Below are 15026 nucleotides of genomic sequence, written 5' to 3'. Positions count from 1 at the left end.
TCACAAGCAGCGCCACCGGCACACACCAACCACACCAAAAGTGCAGCCAGCACAACACAGGCACGCAACCAATCCACAAACAAAAGTACATTGGCACACTATCGAGTTCTCAAACAACACACGCACATTTACCCACCACCAGGCGAATCACCCAGCAGCTGTAAAAAGCGACTTTATCGACACTACACAAACCACAATCCGAAAGTCAAAATCCTTGACCCAACCGGACCGAAGCCCATATTTTCTTATGTCGGCCAACGATCGTTTTCCTGACCGCCATCTCACCAGCTCAACTCTCTTGCGGAGTCTGTCTGGCGGGGCGTTGTCGGTCTCGCTGACTCACATAAAGTTACACACACCCAAACACCAACACAAATCCCCAGCGCACGGGCTGTGTTCGGGTGAACGTAACGTTACTTACTGCTTCATTTTGCGCGGCCGCTTCGGATCGAGCCGCCCAGTAAGCATGAGCGCGAAGACCACCGCAGCCGAAAGCAGGCACACGCCGCAGAACACGAGCACCACCACAACTTCACCGGTGCCGACTTCGGTGTTGTTGCCGGCTACGTCCATGATGTCGCGGGTGACAGTCCACGCCATGATGCCGATGAAGAAGCCCGAGGACGTGAAACAGACTTGCAGCACCTTTGCCAGCAGGAGCACGCCGAGGCCGATGGCTCCTTGGAGGAGGAGTGGGGTGAGGGGCACGGAGGCGTCGATAAGCAATGCGACGAGAATCGCGGACCCGGTGACCAGTAGGGATGCGACCGTCGCGACGCCGACCGTTGTCGCGGCCCAGAACTTGCGGGTTGTGCCGAACGATTGCGCAACCGCCGCCGTCGGCATGCCACCTGCGACGCCCCAGAGCCAATAGAAGAGCAACGCGCCGGGGGGCAGCACTCCGGTGACCCAGCTACTCGCGGACCGGGCGCACACCGCGTAGAGGATGCCCGTGATCACGCCGACGGGCACCGCCCACACGCACATGCGGCGCCAGAAGACCTCGAAAGCGAAGTTGCCGCGCCGCCGCGCCAAGTTGATGCCTCCGGTGCGAGTGAGGTCGGCCGACTCACGCGATGGCAGCGCCGAGACCAGGAACGTCACTGCGGCAAGAACCACCCCAATCGCGCTGGAGATAGTCGCCCGGTGCGGGTTGATGAGGCTGAACACGGCAAAGACCACGACCGCAAAGGGCACAACAAGCGTGAGGACCTGCTGGCGGACGCGCGCGCGGTTCATGCCGAGCGCCTTGAAGGCACTGGGCTCGGGGATGGCGATCCACGACAGCGTCATCACGCACATGAAGCTGCCGAAGAGCATCATCCATTGCACCCCATCCGTGGCGAAGAGCGCGAAGAACGGCACCGATCCGACGCTGAGGAAGCGCATCCACGGCCCCGCCTTGAACTGGTGCCAGAGGAACCCGCGGTCGAGGTGTGTCTTTGCGCTCATGCCTGCACCTCCAGGATCGCCTCGAGCACGTCGCCGAGGTCCGCGGCCTGGCCACGCAGGCCCAGTTCAGCGGCGGTTGCTGCGGGGAGGATCGCGCGTGCGGCGGTGGCGTGGCGTCGGTAAGCGATGGCCCCGGCGGGCTCATCGAAGTCGCCGGTAGCGATGACGTAGCCGTCGGCGTCCTCAGCGAGCAGATGCTTATCGACGCTCCCCTGCCGCCCCAGCACGAGCGCCGAATCCAGGATCTTTGCGGCGTCCTCGATGTGGTGCGTGGCCATGATGAAGCAACGCTGGGACTCGGCGAGCTCAAGGAGGTGGCGGTAGAAGACTGAGGTGTTGTGGACGTCGAGGCCGACGTAGGGTTCGTCGAGAAGCGTGAGCTCGGCGCCGGAGGCAAGCCCGACCACGATGCCGATCATCGCGCGCTGGCCGCGGGAGCACTTTGCATACACGGTTGACGCTTGCTCGTCGAGGGCGAAGTCGCGCATGAGCGTGTCAGCGATGTCCTGCGACCAGTGCGGGTAACGCTTCCCCGCAGCGGCGACGATGTCCGCCAGCGACCACGACGATGGGTACGCAGTATCGACGCCGGTAAAACAGACGCGATCCATCACGCCCGCATTGTCATAGGGGCGCTCGCCGAACACTGTCAGCTCGCCGCCGGAGGGCTTGAGCTGGCCCGCAATCATGGCGAGCAGGGTGGACTTGCCCACGCCGTTGCGACCAAGCAGGGCGTGGATGCCGGAGCCGGGGAGCTCGAAGGTGATGTCGGTGAGCACCGGTTTCTTCCGGAACTGTTTTTCCAGGTGAGTCGCGTTAATCATTGGTACATTCCTCTACTTTCTGCGACGCGGTCGATAAGAGAGTGCAGGGTGGCGCGGTCGTAGCCAAGGCGAACAGCCTCGTCGATTGCGGGGGCGAGGTACTCGCCGGCGTAGCGCTCGCGGCGCGACTGCACGGCCCGCTCGCGCGCGTCGGGGGTGACGAACATGCCGAGCCCGCGACGTTTTTCCAGGATCCCGTCGTCGACGAGGATTCCCAGACCTTTGCGGGCGGTGGCGGGGTTGATTTCGTGGAAGGCGGCGAGCTCGTTGGTGGAGGGGGCACGCTGCCCGGGCTCCAAGGAGCCGTCGACGACGAGGTCCTCCACGAAGCGCGCTACCTGCACGAAGAGGGGATCTGATTCAGCGTTCATGGCATGGGTCCTGCGGTTCCTTCCCTGCCCCGTGGCGTCGAAAAGCTGCCCTGGTGCGTTGGTTGGTTACTTGAGTAACTAACACGATAACTGCGGAACACTGGGGCGTCAAGGATCGTTGAAAGGGGTGGACCCAGCAGGCCAATTCAGGCACACTGGGGAAGTAAATAGCACTTAGCAACGAAAAGAATCGGAATTTAGGAGCCATGCTTGAACGCACATTGGTGTTCGTCGACACGTCTTACCTGCTCGCGAGCTTTTACAACTCGTGGGAAATCGGCGCACGATCCCAGTTAGAAATTGACCTACCCGAGGTCGTGGCAACCCTCGGCACCATGATCAGCCAGCAACTCAACCAGCCCATCCACCGCCAGCTCTGGTACGACGGCATCCCGGATTCGGGCCCGCACCGCTACCAGCGCGCGCTGCGGACCTGCGACGGCGTGCAGCTGCGCACCGGCCAACTCATCGAGTGGGGCGACCGCCGCACGCAGAAGGGCGTGGACACCCGCCTGGTGGCGGACCTGGTCGCGCATGCCATGCGCGGGCAGTTCACCGACTTTGTCCTGGTCTCCGGCGACGCGGACATGATCCCCGGCGTTGAGGAGGCGACCGTCAACGGGATGCGCGTACACCTCTACGGGTTCGGCTGGGACTCCATGTCCTCCGCCCTGCGCCACGCGTGCGATACGACGACGATCCTGGACCCCCGCGAGGACTTCGCCGACGCCATGCAGCTGCAGGTCCTCGAAGGCCCGCTGCCACCGACGATCCGGGAGCGCCCGCTCGCAGACGCCGAGCCGCTCGACGAGGCGGAGGGGCCGTCCCCCGTCCCGCTCGGCCCGGACCCGCTGGCGCCCGAGGAACCCGAAGAACCGGAGGCGCAGGAGGAGCCGGAAAAACAGGAACCGGAGGCGCAGCCGGAGCCGGAGGCCCAGGAGCCAGAGGAAGCGCCGGCACCGAAGCCGAAGCCCGCTCCGAAGCCGTCAATGATGGCACCCCGGCGCAAGCTACGCTCGCGCTACGTCCCTCTCCCGGAGGAGGTGTGGACCTCGGCGGGCTTCCAGACCCCGTACGACGTGGGCCAGCAGTATGCGTCCTGGTGGTACGAAAATGCCGCCTCCTCGGAGCAGCGCGACAAGGCGCACATGCTCTCCGGAGGCGGCCTCCCGCCCGAAATTGATCGCCCGCTCCTGCAGTTCGCATGCGAGACGCTGCACGAGTACACGCTGAGTGAAACCCAGCGCGTCAATCTCCGCGATGGGTTTCACTCGGGCATTCGCGGCGTGCTGATCAGCATCAGCCGCAACTAGTTGTCCTTGCTGGACTCCTCGGACTCCTCAGGAGCTTCCGGGGCCTCCAGTTGCTTGTCGGCGCTCCCGGAGCCCATCGAGGCGCGGATCTCGTCCAGCTTGCTTGCCGCGGCAACGTCCGTGCCAGCGGATTCGATCTCCGCCATGCGGTCGCCCAGCGAGTCCTTGGCCAGCTCCTGCTGGCCGAGCGCGGTGGCGTAGCGCTTCTCAATCTTGTCGCGCACGCCATCCATGGTGGGCACGTTCTGGTCCGCGGTGAAGTTGTTCATGGAGTCCATCGTCTTGGACGTGGCCTCCTGCATCTTCGCCTGGCCCAGCTGGGATTCGAGCTGCTTCGCCTGCTGCAGCTGCTCCTGCAGGCGCGCCTCGGACTGCTGCTGCTGCGCCTGCGCCTCGCGCGCCGCCTGATCGGCCGACGCGTGGGCCTGCTTCGTCTGCTCCAGGTCCTGCTCCACAGCGACCAGCTGGGACGCGAGCACCTCGGCGGTGTTGTTAAACTCCTGCGCCTTCTGCGCGTCGCCCTCGCCCTGCGCCTTGTCGGCGGCCTGGAGCGCCACGCGGGCCTTCTGCTGCAGGTCCTCCTGCGACTTGATCAGGCGATCCAGCTTCATCTCTAGCTGGTTGCGGTTACCAATGATGGTGGCCGCCTGCTCGGAGATGTCGCGGTGGTTCTTCTTCGCCTGCTCAATCGCCTGCTGGAGCTGCACTTTGGGGTCAGCGTTTTCGTCGATCTTGGTGTCGAACGACTGCATCAGGTACTTCCAGCCCTTAGAGAACGGGTTTGCCATGTGTCGTGTCCTTCCGTCGTCGCAAAATGGTCGCCGCCCCAGTGTACGCAGGTTTTCGGGCTACTCGCCCTGCTTGCCCTGCTCGGCCAGCATCTTCTCGTACTGCTTGCGGACCTCCTCCATGTCGACCGCTTTGACCTGGCCGATGAGCGATTCAAAGTCGGCCGGCGCCATGTTTCCGGCCTGCTGGTAAAGGGGGATGCCGTCACGGAAGACGATGATGTTGGGAATGCTGGTCACGCCGAGCTTGCCAGCAAGCTCTTCCTCTGCCTCGGTGTCAAGCTTGGCAAAGGTGACGTCGGGGTGCTCTTCCGATGCCTTGGCAAAGGTCGGCGCAAAGGCCTTGCACGGACCGCACCATTCCGCCCAAGCGTCGACGAAGACGATGCCGTCCTTCTGGATGAGTTCGTCGAAGTTCTCTTTCGTCATATCGATAGTGCTCATTGCATACTCCTTTACAGGGGTTTGTTAACGTTGCCCTCGGTGCAACAGTAACAAGCGCGACTGCATTCCTTTGCAGTCTCAGCCGATCCGGTAGGGGCGGAAATCATGACGAAGAACTACAACATTTCGGGCCAGTCCAGTGAAGTCGCAGTCGATTCGCTGGTCGACGAAGTACGCCTGGTCGAGGGCACTTTCGACGTCACCGTGGAGCCGAACGAGGGCCGCATGACGGTCTCGGGCGAAAACTTCACCGACGCCGACATCATGGCTGCGGCGGAGCACGCCGGCTTCACCATCCTTTCGCCAGATACCCCCTAGGGGTATAGTTGCGGGTGTACGTGAACCGCCAACCGAAAGGACAGCATCATGGCAACCCGCGAATTCACCGTTGAAGGCATGACCTGCGGACACTGCGAGCTCAGTGTGCAGGAGGAGATCAGCGAGATCCAGGGCGTCACCGACGTCAAGGCCGACCACACCACCGGCGCCGTCTCCGTGTCAGGCGAAGGCTTCTCCACCGAGGACGTGGCCAAGGCCGTCGCCGAGGCCGGCTACACCCTGAAGTAGCGCTATGACCAGCCACATCGAGCTGGGCGTCACGGGCATGACGTGCACGTCGTGCTCGTCGCGCGTCCAACGCAAGCTCAATAAGCTCGACGGGGTCGACGCCGCGGTCAACTACTCCACGGAGACAGCGACCGTGGAGTTCGACGAGGCCAGCACCACGCCGGAGCAACTAATCGACGTCGTGCGTACCGCAGGCTACGACGCCTTTGTTATGGGGGACGAGGAAGGCGGGGACGAGGGGGCGTCGATAAGCGAGGCCCGCGACGACGAGGCCGAACGGCTCAAGCGAACGACGATCTGGGCGGCGCTGGTGACGGTGCCGGTCATGCTGGTGTCGATGGTGCACGGCCTGCAGTTTCCAAACTGGCAATGGGCCGCGTTCGCCGCGACGACGCTGGTGTATTTCTCCGCCGGCAGCGTGTTCCACCGCGCGGCGCTGATCAACCTGCGCCACGGCGCCACCACCATGGACACCCTGATTACGCTGGGCACGACCGCGGCGTACGTGTGGTCCATCGTGGCGCTGTTTGCGGAGCGCGGTCCGCACGAGATCTACCTCGAATCCGTCTGCGTCGTGATTACGTTCCTGCTGCTCGGCAGGTGGTTTGAAACGCGCGCGAAGGGGCAAAGCTCCGCCGCACTGCGTGAGCTGCTGAGCATGGGCGCGAAGGACGCGAGCGTGCTGCGCGGCGACAAGGAAGTCCGCGTCCCGATCGCGGAAGTCCAGGTCGGCGACCGTTTTGTTGTGCGCCCCGGCGAGAAGATTGCTACCGATGGGCGCGTGGTTTCGGGGCATTCGGCTATCGACGCCTCCATGCTCACCGGTGAATCCGTTCCCGTCGAAGTGGACGAGGGCGCCAACGTGACGGGCGCGACGCTCAACACCTCCGGGCGGATCGTGGTGGAGGCGACGCGCGTGGGGAGCGAGACCACGCTCGCCCAGATGGGCAAGCTGGTCAAGGACGCGCAGTCCGGCAAGGCCCCGGTCGAGCGGCTGGTGGACCGGATCTCGCGCGTGTTCGCCCCCACCATCATCGCCATTTCCGTCGTGGCCCTGGTCGGGCACCTGCTCGTGGGCAACGGCGTGAGCGAGGCGTTCCGCGCTGCGGTCGCCGTCCTCATCATCGCGTGCCCCTGCGCCCTCGGCCTAGCCACCCCCACCGCGATCCTGGTGGGCACCGGGCGCGGCGCGCAGCTGGGCCTACTGATCAAGGGCCCCGAGATGCTGGAATCCACACGCCAGGTGGACACGGTGGTGATGGACAAAACCGGCACCGTGACCAGCGGCGAGATGGCGGTCGTGGACGTCGTCGGCCGCGACGACGCGCTGCGCCTCGCCGCCGCCGTGGAGGCCGGGTCTGAGCACCCCATCGCCCGCGCGATCGTCAAAGCCGCGGGCGACGACGTACCGGAAACGTCCGGGTTTACCAATGAGCCGGGCCGCGGGGCGTCCGCCACCGTGGAGGGCCACAGCGTGCGCGTGGGCCGGCCCAGCGCGGAACTCGACGGGCCACTGGCCCGCGCGTTCCGTGAGGCCGAGCGGGCCGGGGCCACCCCGATCGCCGTGGAGGTCGATGGGCACGCGGAGGGCATGGTCGCGGTCCGGGATACGGTGAAGCCGGACTCGGCCCGCGCAGTGGCGAAGCTGCGCGAGCTGGGGCTCACCCCGCACCTGCTCACCGGCGATAACGCGGGCGCTGCGCGCGCCGTAGCCGAGGAAGTAGGCATCGACCCGGACAACGTCACCGCCGGCGTCCTGCCGGAGGACAAGGTGCGCGTGGTCCGCGAGCTGCAGGAGCAGGGGCGCCACGTGGCCATGGTCGGCGACGGCGTCAACGACGCAGCCGCGCTCGCGCAGGCCGACCTAGGCCTGGCCATGGGCGCCGGCACGGACGTGGCGATCGAGGCCTCCGACATCACTCTCATGCAGAACACGCTCATGTCTGCGACGGACGCGATCCGCCTCTCGCGCCGCACCCTGCGCACCATCAAGGGCAACCTGTTCTGGGCGTTCGCCTACAACGTCGTGCTCGTCCCGGTCGCTGCGTTCGGCCTCCTCGACCCGATGCTGGCCGGCATCGCGATGGCCCTGTCCTCCGTATTTGTGGTGTCCAACTCGCTGCGCCTACGCGGGTTTAACCGTGCGCCATATTGACAAAGCGTGAGTAGTGCAGCTGGTGCGCCACAGGGATCGTATCGATAGGGCCGCCGCGGTGCTTCGCGACGATAATGTCCGCCTCGCCCGCGCGCTCGTCGTCACGATCCTGCGAGTCCGGACGGTAGAGCAGGAACACCATGTCGGCGTCCTGCTCCAGCGAGCCTGACTCGCGAAGGTCCGCCAGCTGTGGCTTCTTATCCGTACGCGCCTCCGGGCCACGGTTCAGCTGAGAAATCGCAATCACCGGCACCTCCAGCTCCTTTGCCAGGAGCTTGAGGTTACGCGAGAACTCCGAGACCTCCTGCTGGCGCGACTCGACGCGCTTGCCCGAGCTCATCAGCTGCAGGTAGTCCAGCACCACCAGATCCAGCCCGTGCTGCTGCTTCAGGCGCCGCGCCTTTGACCGGATCTCCATCATGGTGAGGTTCGGGGAATCGTCGATAAACAGCGGGGCGTCCTGAATCTCGGTGAGGCGGGTGGTGAGCTTTTCCCAATCCCGCTCCTCCATGTTGCCCGCTCGCATGGCGGACAGCTTGATCTCCGTCTCCGCCGACAGCATGCGCATGATGATCTCGGAGGCGCTCATCTCCAGTGAGAAGATAACTGAAGTCTTGCCGTGCTGGATGGAGCAGGAGCGCATGAAATCGAGCGCGAGCGTCGACTTACCCACGCCAGGTCGGGCCGCGATGATGATCATCTGGCCCGCGTGGAGGCCGTTCGTGAGGTTGTCCAGGTCCGTAAACCCGGTCGGCACGCCCTGGTCGAGGGCGCCGCCCTGAGCGATCTGCGTGAGCTCGTCGATAGTCGGCTTGAGCAGCTCCGAAAGGACACGGTAGTCCTCGCCCTGGTTGTTGCGCGAGATTCCGAAGACCTCCTGCTGCGCGCGATCCACCAGCGCCTCGATCTCCATGCCGTCTTCGCCCTCGTAGCCCAGCTGCACCACGTGCGTACCGGCGTTGACAAGCTGCCGAAGGAGCGACTTCTCCTCCACGATCTCCGCGTAGTAGCGGGCGTTTGCCGACGTCGGCACCTCCGAAATCAGCGTATGCAGGTACGGGGCACCGCCCACCCGCTCGAGCTGGTTCAGGCGGTCCAACCGCCCGGAGACGATGAGCACGTCGATCTGGCTGCCCGAGGAGAACAGCTCGATAATGGCCTGGTAAATCAGCTGGTGCGCCGGAAAGTAGAAGTCCTCCGGCTGCAGGCCCTCCGCGACGTCGAGTACGACCTCCTGGTTGAGCAGCATCGCGCCCAGCACCGAGCGCTCCGCGCGCTCGTCGTGCGGCGGTTGGCGGTACTCGCCCTGGCTGTCGCGCTGCCCCCGCTGCCCCTGCTGTCCTTGATACCGCTGATTCCCGCGCCCTCGCCGCGAATTTCCGCTGAAGTCGTCAAAGTCGCCAAATTCGCTGAACTCATCGCGTGGCTCTGGCGGCAGGACGTAGTCATCATCAAAGCCGTGAAGTGCATCGTCGGCCATCGTCGTCACCCCTTTGTTTCGTAGGCCTACAGCGTACCGCGAGGGCCAAACACTGGGTTTTCCACAGGCATATGTGGATAACTTGGGGATGAATCGGCGTCTTGTGCACACAGCCCAGGACAGGGTGTGGATAACTTGTGGATAACCGGTTTTTACGACCTGCGGAAACGCTGCATTGATGCTGTTCACGGACATTTTAGGCCATATTAAGTTGTGTGTGCAGGTTGTGAAAAACCCTTTTCACCACCAGGTTTGACAGGCGTGAGTTCACCGTCTAGTAACCCAAATTTTGCCGTTGAGCAGGGCTTATTCCGCAGAGTTATCCACAGTCATGGTGATGTCAGCAGTAAAGTGCGGAACAGGACTCGCACACACCTACTAGAACACAGCGTAACAATATGGTCACAGACGTTGCCGTCGTTTATATGTTCGGTATAATTGGCCGCAATGACCACAATGACCGCTCACCGCAGAAAGGGGGAATCGTGCCACCCGCTCACTACTTCAGATGCCAAAACTCGACGGACCATCGCGCGCAGCTTTCGCAGCGTATGCGGGAGGCCGAGTTTGCCCTCTACCGCGGCTACGCAGCCTCGACCGCGGTTGAAGACTTCGACCTGGAGGTCGAAGAGTTAGCTCAGGTTACCAGCCGCCCCAAACATGAGGTCGAAGCTGCGGTTTTGGCGTATTTCCGGCTCGCCAGCCTGCCCAAGCTGCTCGCTCTACAAGAGCAGACCTGCCTCCTTTCCGTGCACCTGCTCACCGGCATAGATACTGCCCTGTGCAAGATCGGCGCTTCAGCGGACGAAGCAACGTGGGCGGCTTTTGATGACATGCTCACCCGGATCTTCACACCGAAGCGCGCAAACCAGGAGCTCCCCTCCCGCGCGTCAGTTGCCCGCCGCATCCGCACGATGATTGCCAAGCTTGACGTCGGCCTCAGCCACAACCCGGAAAAGCGCAAAAAGCGCGAGGCAGAGCACAACCACCGCGCGCGCAACATCGAGTTCTCTGCGCAGGAGGACCACGGCAGCGCGGGCATCGCAACAATGACGCTCAGCACCGACGCCACCACGATGGCCGTCCTTCGCGCCTCGCTGCAGGCCACGGCCCGCCAGGAGAAGGTCTCGCTCGCTGACGCCGCTGTAAAACTCCTCAACGGCGATGTCGAGCCTGCCGCGAACGTCCGCATCCATCTCTACGCACCCGCGGGCGCCGACGGCACCCGGGCGGCCGGCGCCCCCGTATTCATTCCTCGCTACGGATGGACTGACGCCCTCGCCACCGCGGAGCTCGAGAGTCTGCTCAGCAACCACCCGCCTGAAACGGCCAACCTGGATGAGACAGCCACCACCAAGACGGACAGTTACGCGCCGACGGAGGGGATGAAACACTACGCGCACGCCCGAGACGGCAACTGCATCTTCCCCGGATGCGACAGACCCGCAACCGCCTGCCAACTGGACCACCGCATCCCGTTCGACCGCGGTGGAGAGACCACGCCTCACAACCTCTTCTGCCTTTGCCCGCACCACCACAACATGAAGACCGACAAGCGCATCTTCTACGTCCCCGACCCCGTCACCGGGGACATCGTGTGGCTGTGCGAAGACGGCACTTACCTCCTCAGCCGCCACGAGGGCCCGCTTTTCGACGAAACCACGCCCACCACCACCCGCTGGCGCAGCTCCCTGCCCAACGTCGCCCGAAACCGGGACGCGTACGCAGATTTCCTCGCCCGGGCGCACCACCTGCTGGACGAGTACGACAACCACGGCGACTACTACCGGCTGATGGCGGACCTGCAGGCACTCGAGCACGCCACAGGGCACAGCTTCGACCTGGCCCCTGAACCGCCGACCGAAGACTCAACAGTCATCCCGGAGGAACCAGACCCGGATCCCTACCCCGAGCCCGAACGCGAGCCCTGCCCGTTCCCACCAGGGTACGTCCCTGCGCAGCAGCCCACGCAGCGCGCAAAAAACGCGCACCCCCTCCTCACAAAGGGGTGCGCGTCAGAAAATGCTGTTGTCGCTCGTCGATAAGCGTAAAGCTCTTACGCTGCGACGACCTCGAAGTTAATCTTGCCTTCCACGGAGTCGTGGAGGTTGACCTTGACCTGGTAGCCGCCAGTCTTCTTCACAAGGCCCTTCGGCACATTGATGCGGCGCTTGTCCAGGGACGGGCCGCCGGCAGCCTTGACTGCGTCGGCGATGTCGGCACCGGTGACGGAGCCGAACAGCTTGCCCTTCTCAGAAGTGCGCACGGGGACCTTCACGCCGGTGAGCTGGTCCAGCTGATCGCGCAGCTCCTTCGCGTGATCCAGGTCGCGGACCTGACGGTCTGCCTGTGCACGCTTAATGTCTTCGATCTGCTTCTCTGCACCGCGGGTGGCCGTGATGGCAAGGCCGCGCGGGAGCAGGAAGTTACGTCCGTAGCCGTCCTTGACCTCGACGATGTCGCCGGGCTCGCCAAGGTTATCAACGGCAGCGGTGAGGATCAGTTTCATGAATCCTAACCTTCCTTATGATGAAAAATCTTGTGTGGGTGGGAACAACGTTTAGAACGGGGGCTCGTCATCCATCCCGCCGAAGCCACCTGCCGGTGGGGCGGAGTTCCAGGGATCGTTATCCGGCTGGGCCTGCTGCTGCGGGCGCTGGGCCTGCTGCGGTTGCTGCTGGTACTGCTGCTGCGGGGCCTGCTGCTGTTGTGGCCTCCGCTGCTGGCCGCCACCATCGCGCGGGGTGCGCGTCACGCTCGCCGTAGCAAACTTGATGGACGGGCCGACCTCATCAACCTCGACCTCAAACACGGTACGATTCTCGCCTTCGCGAGTCTGGTAAGAACGCTGCCGCAAACGCCCCTGCACGATCACGCGCATGCCCTTGGTCAGGGACTCCGCGACGTTCTCGGCCATCTGGCGCCAGCAGTTGCAGGTCAGGAACAGTGCCTCACCGTCCTCGAACTGGTTCGTTTCCCGGTTAAAAGAACGGGGCGTGGAAGCGATACGGAAGTTCGCTACCGCGGCACCGCTCGGGGTGAAACGCAGTTCCGGGTCAGCAACCAGGTTGCCGACAACAGTGATCGGGGTCTCGTTCTGTGCCATGCTCTTCTCCTACCAGCTGGTTTACGTGTGGTTTGAGCCTACCTGTTCCTACTTGTCGGTGCGCAGCACCTTGGTACGCACGACGTTATCGCTCAGGTTCAAAACACGGTCGAGCTCATCGACGGTTGCGTGCTCGCATTCGAGGTTCACAACGGCGTAGATGCCCTCTTCCTTCTTGTTGATCGGGTAAGCAAGACGCTGCTTGCCCCACACATCAACATTTTCCACCTTGCCGTTTTCCTTGCGGACAATCTCCAGGAACTTGTCCAGGGACGGGGCAACGGTGCGCTCATCCTGCTTAGAATCAAGAATGATCATTACTTCGTAGTGACGCACGGACCTCATCACCTCCTATGGTCTAGTAATTTGTTTCGGCCACCGCACTTTTGCGGTGGCAGGAGGGTCGTTGCGTCAAGCAACCCGTCCAGGCTACCCCACACAATCCCGCAGGCCAAATGCCTACCGGTCCGCTTCGGTGACCAACCCGTCCGGCGTGATGTCAACGTCAATGTCGTTGAACTCGAGCTCCCAGTGCTCGTCATCGAACTCCACCTCGGCGCGACCATCCTTCGCCGCGTCCAGCACCCCCTGGACATCGGCTTCGGTGAGCCCGTCCTCCGCCATATCGGATCGCGCCTCCTCGCTGTAGCCGCTTATCGACGCCGGCAGCTCCGCCCCCTGCTGCGATTCCTGCTTTGCTTCCTGGCTCGACTGTTCCGCCTGCTGCTCCGCAGACTGCTCCACGGTCTCCGTCGTCGGCTCGCTCTCGCTGGTGCCGCAAGCGGTCAGTGCGCCCGCAAGCGCGACGGTGGTGGCCCAAATAGAACGGCGTTGCATATTTGCCTTAGTTTCGTCAAACTTTTTGGCCACCCTACCTAAACCGGTCGCGGTGCCGCTACAAATAATGCAAGGAAAACGGGAATCACCGTGATGAAGACGAACGCGAGGATGCCAAGACCGAGCGAGAGCATCGGACGCTGCAGCTTGGCCATCGCCCAGAAGGCGCCCGCGATTAGGAGGAAACCGACTGCAATGGAGCAGATGCCGACAACCGTTGCGGTGCCCACGCTGCCTCCTCGCCCCACTCGTCGGGTGTGCTCAGCAACGGGTCGTGGCCGTTGTGGGCCTCGGCGACCTTGTCCGTGCGCTTGCCAAACATCTGCTGCACGACCAGCACCATAATGGTGATGATGAGGCCGTCTCGGGCGATGATGGTGGCGTCGAGAAGCCAGCCCGGAGCCCCGAGGTTATCGGTACCCATCATGTGCCACATGAGGATGGGCCACACCATCATGTCCACGGTCATCCAGGTGAGCAGCAGGCGCCAGTACGGCAGCGCAAGCACGGCGGGGACGATGAGCCAGATCGAGTACTGGGGGCTCCACACCTTGTTGAAGAGGAGGAAGAAGCCGACGATGAGGGTGAGCAGCTCGGCGATGCGGGGCGTGCGCGGCGCCTTGAGCCCCATGACCAGGACCGCCGCGCAGCCCGCGAGGAAGAGCACGAGCGTGACCGCGTTGAGGATCACGGGGGCCCCGTCGCCGGAGTCGAATCCGGCCCACCCGGTGATGCGGCTGAACACCGCGTAGATGGTGGTCCACTCCCAGCTGCGTTCGGTGTTGAGGCGTCGGAACTCGCCCCACGCCTCGGGGTTGCGCAGATAGATGGGCAGGTTGACCGCGACCCAGCTCACCACGGTCGCGGCGACCATCTTGAGGAACGGGACGAGGTCGCGCTTCCGCAGCGCGACGACCAGGTAGGCGCCGAGGGCGAAGATGGGCCACATCTTGAACGCCGTGCCAAGGCCGATCATCACACCAGCCAGCCAGAACTTCTTGTTGCGCGCCGCGTAGATCGCCGCCACCGCGAAGAAGATGGACGGGATGTCCCAGTTGGTAAACGAGTGCATGATCAGCAGCGGGGAGCCGACGACCAGCAGCGTGTCCCAAATGCGGTTGCCTGCGAGCTCCGCCACCATGCGCACGGTGGCGACCCAGATGACCGACAGGATGAACGCGGTGACGTAGAAGTACCAGCCAACCTCGGGAAGCACGCGGTCCACGAGGAAGTACGTGTTGCGCGAGATGAACGAGGCAACACCCTGGAACAGCCCGGCGAGCACCGGGTACTCCATGTAGCGGGTCAGGCCGTCCTCCACCCAGGAGTAGTCGTACACAAAGCCGGGCTGGTCCAGACCGCGCGCGCCATAGAGCGGGACGATGTCGTTGTAGCAGAACGACGTGTACTGCCGGTTGCCGTCCCAGTTGAGCTGCAGCACACCGTTCTCGTCGGCCTTGCCCAGCGCGCAGTTGGATTTAGAAAGTGCGCCGAAGAAGAGGAAGGTGTAGGCGACCGCGAAGATGGTGCGCAGCGGCGTCCAAAACTTCGCCCGCCCGATCTGGGCGAACTTGCCCATCGGGCCGCCCAGGTATTCCACGAATCCCCGGGCGACCGGCTCGGTGCGCCCCGGCTGGACTCGCTGCGCCCCCGTATCCGTCACGTCCTGAGTGTGCTGTTCCATTGCTC

Annotated in this window: 17 protein-coding genes; 5 read left to right on the top strand and 12 right to left on the bottom strand. The window is 63.7% G+C overall.

The window, feature by feature from the left end:
- Positions 1 to 417 precede the first annotated feature (417 nt).
- From FPH17_RS09550 to FPH17_RS09540, 3 genes are read right to left on the bottom strand one after another with little or no spacing between them, the layout of a single operon-like run.
- The gene (locus FPH17_RS09550) at positions 418 to 1452 is read right to left on the bottom strand and encodes a hypothetical protein (protein ID WP_154880202.1); all 1035 of its coding nucleotides are present in this window, start codon (positions 1450 to 1452) and stop codon (positions 418 to 420) included.
- Complete coding sequence (locus FPH17_RS09545) at positions 1449 to 2276, bottom strand: ATP-binding cassette domain-containing protein (RefSeq protein WP_154880200.1); 828 nt, start codon at positions 2274 to 2276, stop codon at positions 1449 to 1451. Before FPH17_RS09545 ends, FPH17_RS09550 begins: the two co-directional genes overlap by 4 nt.
- A complete protein-coding gene (locus FPH17_RS09540; protein WP_154880198.1) occupies positions 2273 to 2647 on the bottom strand; it encodes a GntR family transcriptional regulator in 375 nt (124 codons plus the stop codon). Before FPH17_RS09540 ends, FPH17_RS09545 begins: the two co-directional genes overlap by 4 nt.
- Before the next feature lie 206 nt (positions 2648 to 2853).
- On the opposite strand from FPH17_RS09540, the gene FPH17_RS09535 reads away from it, so the two are divergent.
- The gene (locus FPH17_RS09535; protein WP_154880196.1) at positions 2854 to 3960 is read left to right on the top strand and encodes an NYN domain-containing protein; all 1107 of its coding nucleotides are present in this window, start codon (positions 2854 to 2856) and stop codon (positions 3958 to 3960) included.
- Here FPH17_RS09535 and FPH17_RS09530 read toward each other — a convergent pair.
- Together FPH17_RS09530 and FPH17_RS09525 are read right to left on the bottom strand one after the other, a co-directional pair.
- A complete protein-coding gene (locus tag FPH17_RS09530) occupies positions 3957 to 4748 on the bottom strand; it encodes a PspA/IM30 family protein (RefSeq protein WP_154880194.1) in 792 nt (263 codons plus the stop codon). The genes FPH17_RS09535 and FPH17_RS09530 overlap by 4 nt on opposite strands.
- Positions 4749 to 4808: 60 nt before the next feature.
- The gene (locus FPH17_RS09525; RefSeq protein ID WP_154880192.1) at positions 4809 to 5192 is read right to left on the bottom strand and encodes a thioredoxin family protein; all 384 of its coding nucleotides are present in this window, start codon (positions 5190 to 5192) and stop codon (positions 4809 to 4811) included.
- Between the two features lie 105 nt (positions 5193 to 5297).
- On the opposite strand from FPH17_RS09525, the gene FPH17_RS09520 reads away from it, so the two are divergent.
- The 3 genes from FPH17_RS09520 to FPH17_RS09510 are packed head-to-tail and all read left to right on the top strand — an operon-like array spanning position 5298 to position 7914.
- On the top strand, positions 5298 to 5510 hold the full coding sequence (locus FPH17_RS09520) for a transporter (protein ID WP_154880190.1): 213 nt from the start codon (positions 5298 to 5300) through the stop codon (positions 5508 to 5510).
- A gap of 48 nt (positions 5511 to 5558) precedes the next feature.
- Positions 5559 to 5759 carry a heavy-metal-associated domain-containing protein gene (locus FPH17_RS09515; RefSeq protein ID WP_154880188.1) on the top strand — a complete coding sequence of 67 codons (201 nt, stop codon included), beginning with the start codon at positions 5559 to 5561 and terminating at the stop codon, positions 5757 to 5759.
- 4 nt (positions 5760 to 5763) lie between these two features.
- A complete protein-coding gene (locus tag FPH17_RS09510; RefSeq protein WP_154880185.1) occupies positions 5764 to 7914 on the top strand; it encodes a heavy metal translocating P-type ATPase in 2151 nt (716 codons plus the stop codon).
- Here the strand turns inward: FPH17_RS09510 and dnaB are convergent.
- Positions 7895 to 9394 carry a replicative DNA helicase gene (gene dnaB / locus FPH17_RS09505; RefSeq protein ID WP_095278333.1) on the bottom strand — a complete coding sequence of 500 codons (1500 nt, stop codon included), beginning with the start codon at positions 9392 to 9394 and terminating at the stop codon, positions 7895 to 7897. The genes FPH17_RS09510 and dnaB overlap by 20 nt on opposite strands.
- A 551-nt stretch (positions 9395 to 9945) precedes the next feature.
- Between dnaB and FPH17_RS09500 the strand changes: the two genes are divergently transcribed.
- Positions 9946 to 11439 carry an HNH endonuclease signature motif containing protein gene (locus FPH17_RS09500; RefSeq protein ID WP_167496810.1) on the top strand — a complete coding sequence of 498 codons (1494 nt, stop codon included), beginning with the start codon at positions 9946 to 9948 and terminating at the stop codon, positions 11437 to 11439.
- Between the two features lie 11 nt (positions 11440 to 11450).
- On the opposite strand, the gene rplI is transcribed toward FPH17_RS09500, so the two are convergent.
- The 6 genes from rplI to FPH17_RS09470 form a co-directional block, all read right to left on the bottom strand.
- Positions 11451 to 11903 carry a 50S ribosomal protein L9 gene (gene rplI / locus FPH17_RS09495; RefSeq protein WP_095278337.1) on the bottom strand — a complete coding sequence of 151 codons (453 nt, stop codon included), beginning with the start codon at positions 11901 to 11903 and terminating at the stop codon, positions 11451 to 11453.
- Positions 11904 to 11954: 51 nt separating this feature from the next.
- Entirely contained in the window at positions 11955 to 12500 is a 546-nt protein-coding gene (locus FPH17_RS09490) for a single-stranded DNA-binding protein (protein WP_095535639.1), read from the bottom strand.
- Between the two features lie 48 nt (positions 12501 to 12548).
- On the bottom strand, positions 12549 to 12845 hold the full coding sequence (gene rpsF / locus FPH17_RS09485) for a 30S ribosomal protein S6 (protein WP_095278341.1): 297 nt from the start codon (positions 12843 to 12845) through the stop codon (positions 12549 to 12551).
- 114 nt (positions 12846 to 12959) lie between these two features.
- Positions 12960 to 13337 carry a DUF2442 domain-containing protein gene (locus tag FPH17_RS09480; RefSeq protein ID WP_154880181.1) on the bottom strand — a complete coding sequence of 126 codons (378 nt, stop codon included), beginning with the start codon at positions 13335 to 13337 and terminating at the stop codon, positions 12960 to 12962.
- 38 nt (positions 13338 to 13375) lie between these two features.
- Complete coding sequence (locus FPH17_RS09475) at positions 13376 to 13567, bottom strand: hypothetical protein (RefSeq protein ID WP_154880179.1); 192 nt, start codon at positions 13565 to 13567, stop codon at positions 13376 to 13378.
- Positions 13513 to 15021 (bottom strand): glycosyltransferase family 87 protein, encoded by a 1509-nt coding sequence (locus FPH17_RS09470; RefSeq protein WP_154880177.1) that lies wholly within the window; start codon positions 15019 to 15021, stop codon positions 13513 to 13515. Before FPH17_RS09470 ends, FPH17_RS09475 begins: the two co-directional genes overlap by 55 nt.
- Between the last annotated feature and the right edge of the window lie 5 nt (positions 15022 to 15026).

It is taken from the genome of Corynebacterium gottingense (genome assembly GCF_007559235.1).
Lineage (GTDB): Bacteria > Actinomycetota > Actinomycetes > Mycobacteriales > Mycobacteriaceae > Corynebacterium > Corynebacterium gottingense.
Note: the sequence above shows the minus strand (reverse complement) of the source record. Positions and strands in the feature narration are given on the sequence as shown.

Bases quoted from the DNA above. Each gene is read 5' to 3' on its own strand.
- FPH17_RS09550 (WP_154880202.1), bottom strand. From the start codon at position 1,452: ATGAGCGCAAAGACACACCTCGACCGCGGGTTCCTCTGGCACCAGTTC.
- FPH17_RS09545 (WP_154880200.1), bottom strand. From the start codon at position 2,276: ATGATTAACGCGACTCACCTGGAAAAACAGTTCCGGAAGAAACCGGTG.
- FPH17_RS09540 (WP_154880198.1), bottom strand. From the start codon at position 2,647: ATGAACGCTGAATCAGATCCCCTCTTCGTGCAGGTAGCGCGCTTCGTG.
- FPH17_RS09535 (WP_154880196.1), top strand. From the start codon at position 2,854: ATGCTTGAACGCACATTGGTGTTCGTCGACACGTCTTACCTGCTCGCG.
- FPH17_RS09530 (WP_154880194.1), bottom strand. From the start codon at position 4,748: ATGGCAAACCCGTTCTCTAAGGGCTGGAAGTACCTGATGCAGTCGTTC.
- FPH17_RS09525 (WP_154880192.1), bottom strand. From the start codon at position 5,192: ATGAGCACTATCGATATGACGAAAGAGAACTTCGACGAACTCATCCAG.
- FPH17_RS09520 (WP_154880190.1), top strand. From the start codon at position 5,298: ATGACGAAGAACTACAACATTTCGGGCCAGTCCAGTGAAGTCGCAGTC.
- FPH17_RS09515 (WP_154880188.1), top strand. From the start codon at position 5,559: ATGGCAACCCGCGAATTCACCGTTGAAGGCATGACCTGCGGACACTGC.
- FPH17_RS09510 (WP_154880185.1), top strand. From the start codon at position 5,764: ATGACCAGCCACATCGAGCTGGGCGTCACGGGCATGACGTGCACGTCG.
- dnaB (WP_095278333.1), bottom strand. From the start codon at position 9,394: ATGGCCGACGATGCACTTCACGGCTTTGATGATGACTACGTCCTGCCG.
- FPH17_RS09500 (WP_167496810.1), top strand. From the start codon at position 9,946: ATGCGGGAGGCCGAGTTTGCCCTCTACCGCGGCTACGCAGCCTCGACC.
- rplI (WP_095278337.1), bottom strand. From the start codon at position 11,903: ATGAAACTGATCCTCACCGCTGCCGTTGATAACCTTGGCGAGCCCGGC.
- FPH17_RS09490 (WP_095535639.1), bottom strand. From the start codon at position 12,500: ATGGCACAGAACGAGACCCCGATCACTGTTGTCGGCAACCTGGTTGCT.
- rpsF (WP_095278341.1), bottom strand. From the start codon at position 12,845: ATGAGGTCCGTGCGTCACTACGAAGTAATGATCATTCTTGATTCTAAG.
- FPH17_RS09480 (WP_154880181.1), bottom strand. From the start codon at position 13,337: ATGCAACGCCGTTCTATTTGGGCCACCACCGTCGCGCTTGCGGGCGCA.
- FPH17_RS09470 (WP_154880177.1), bottom strand. From the start codon at position 15,021: ATGGAACAGCACACTCAGGACGTGACGGATACGGGGGCGCAGCGAGTC.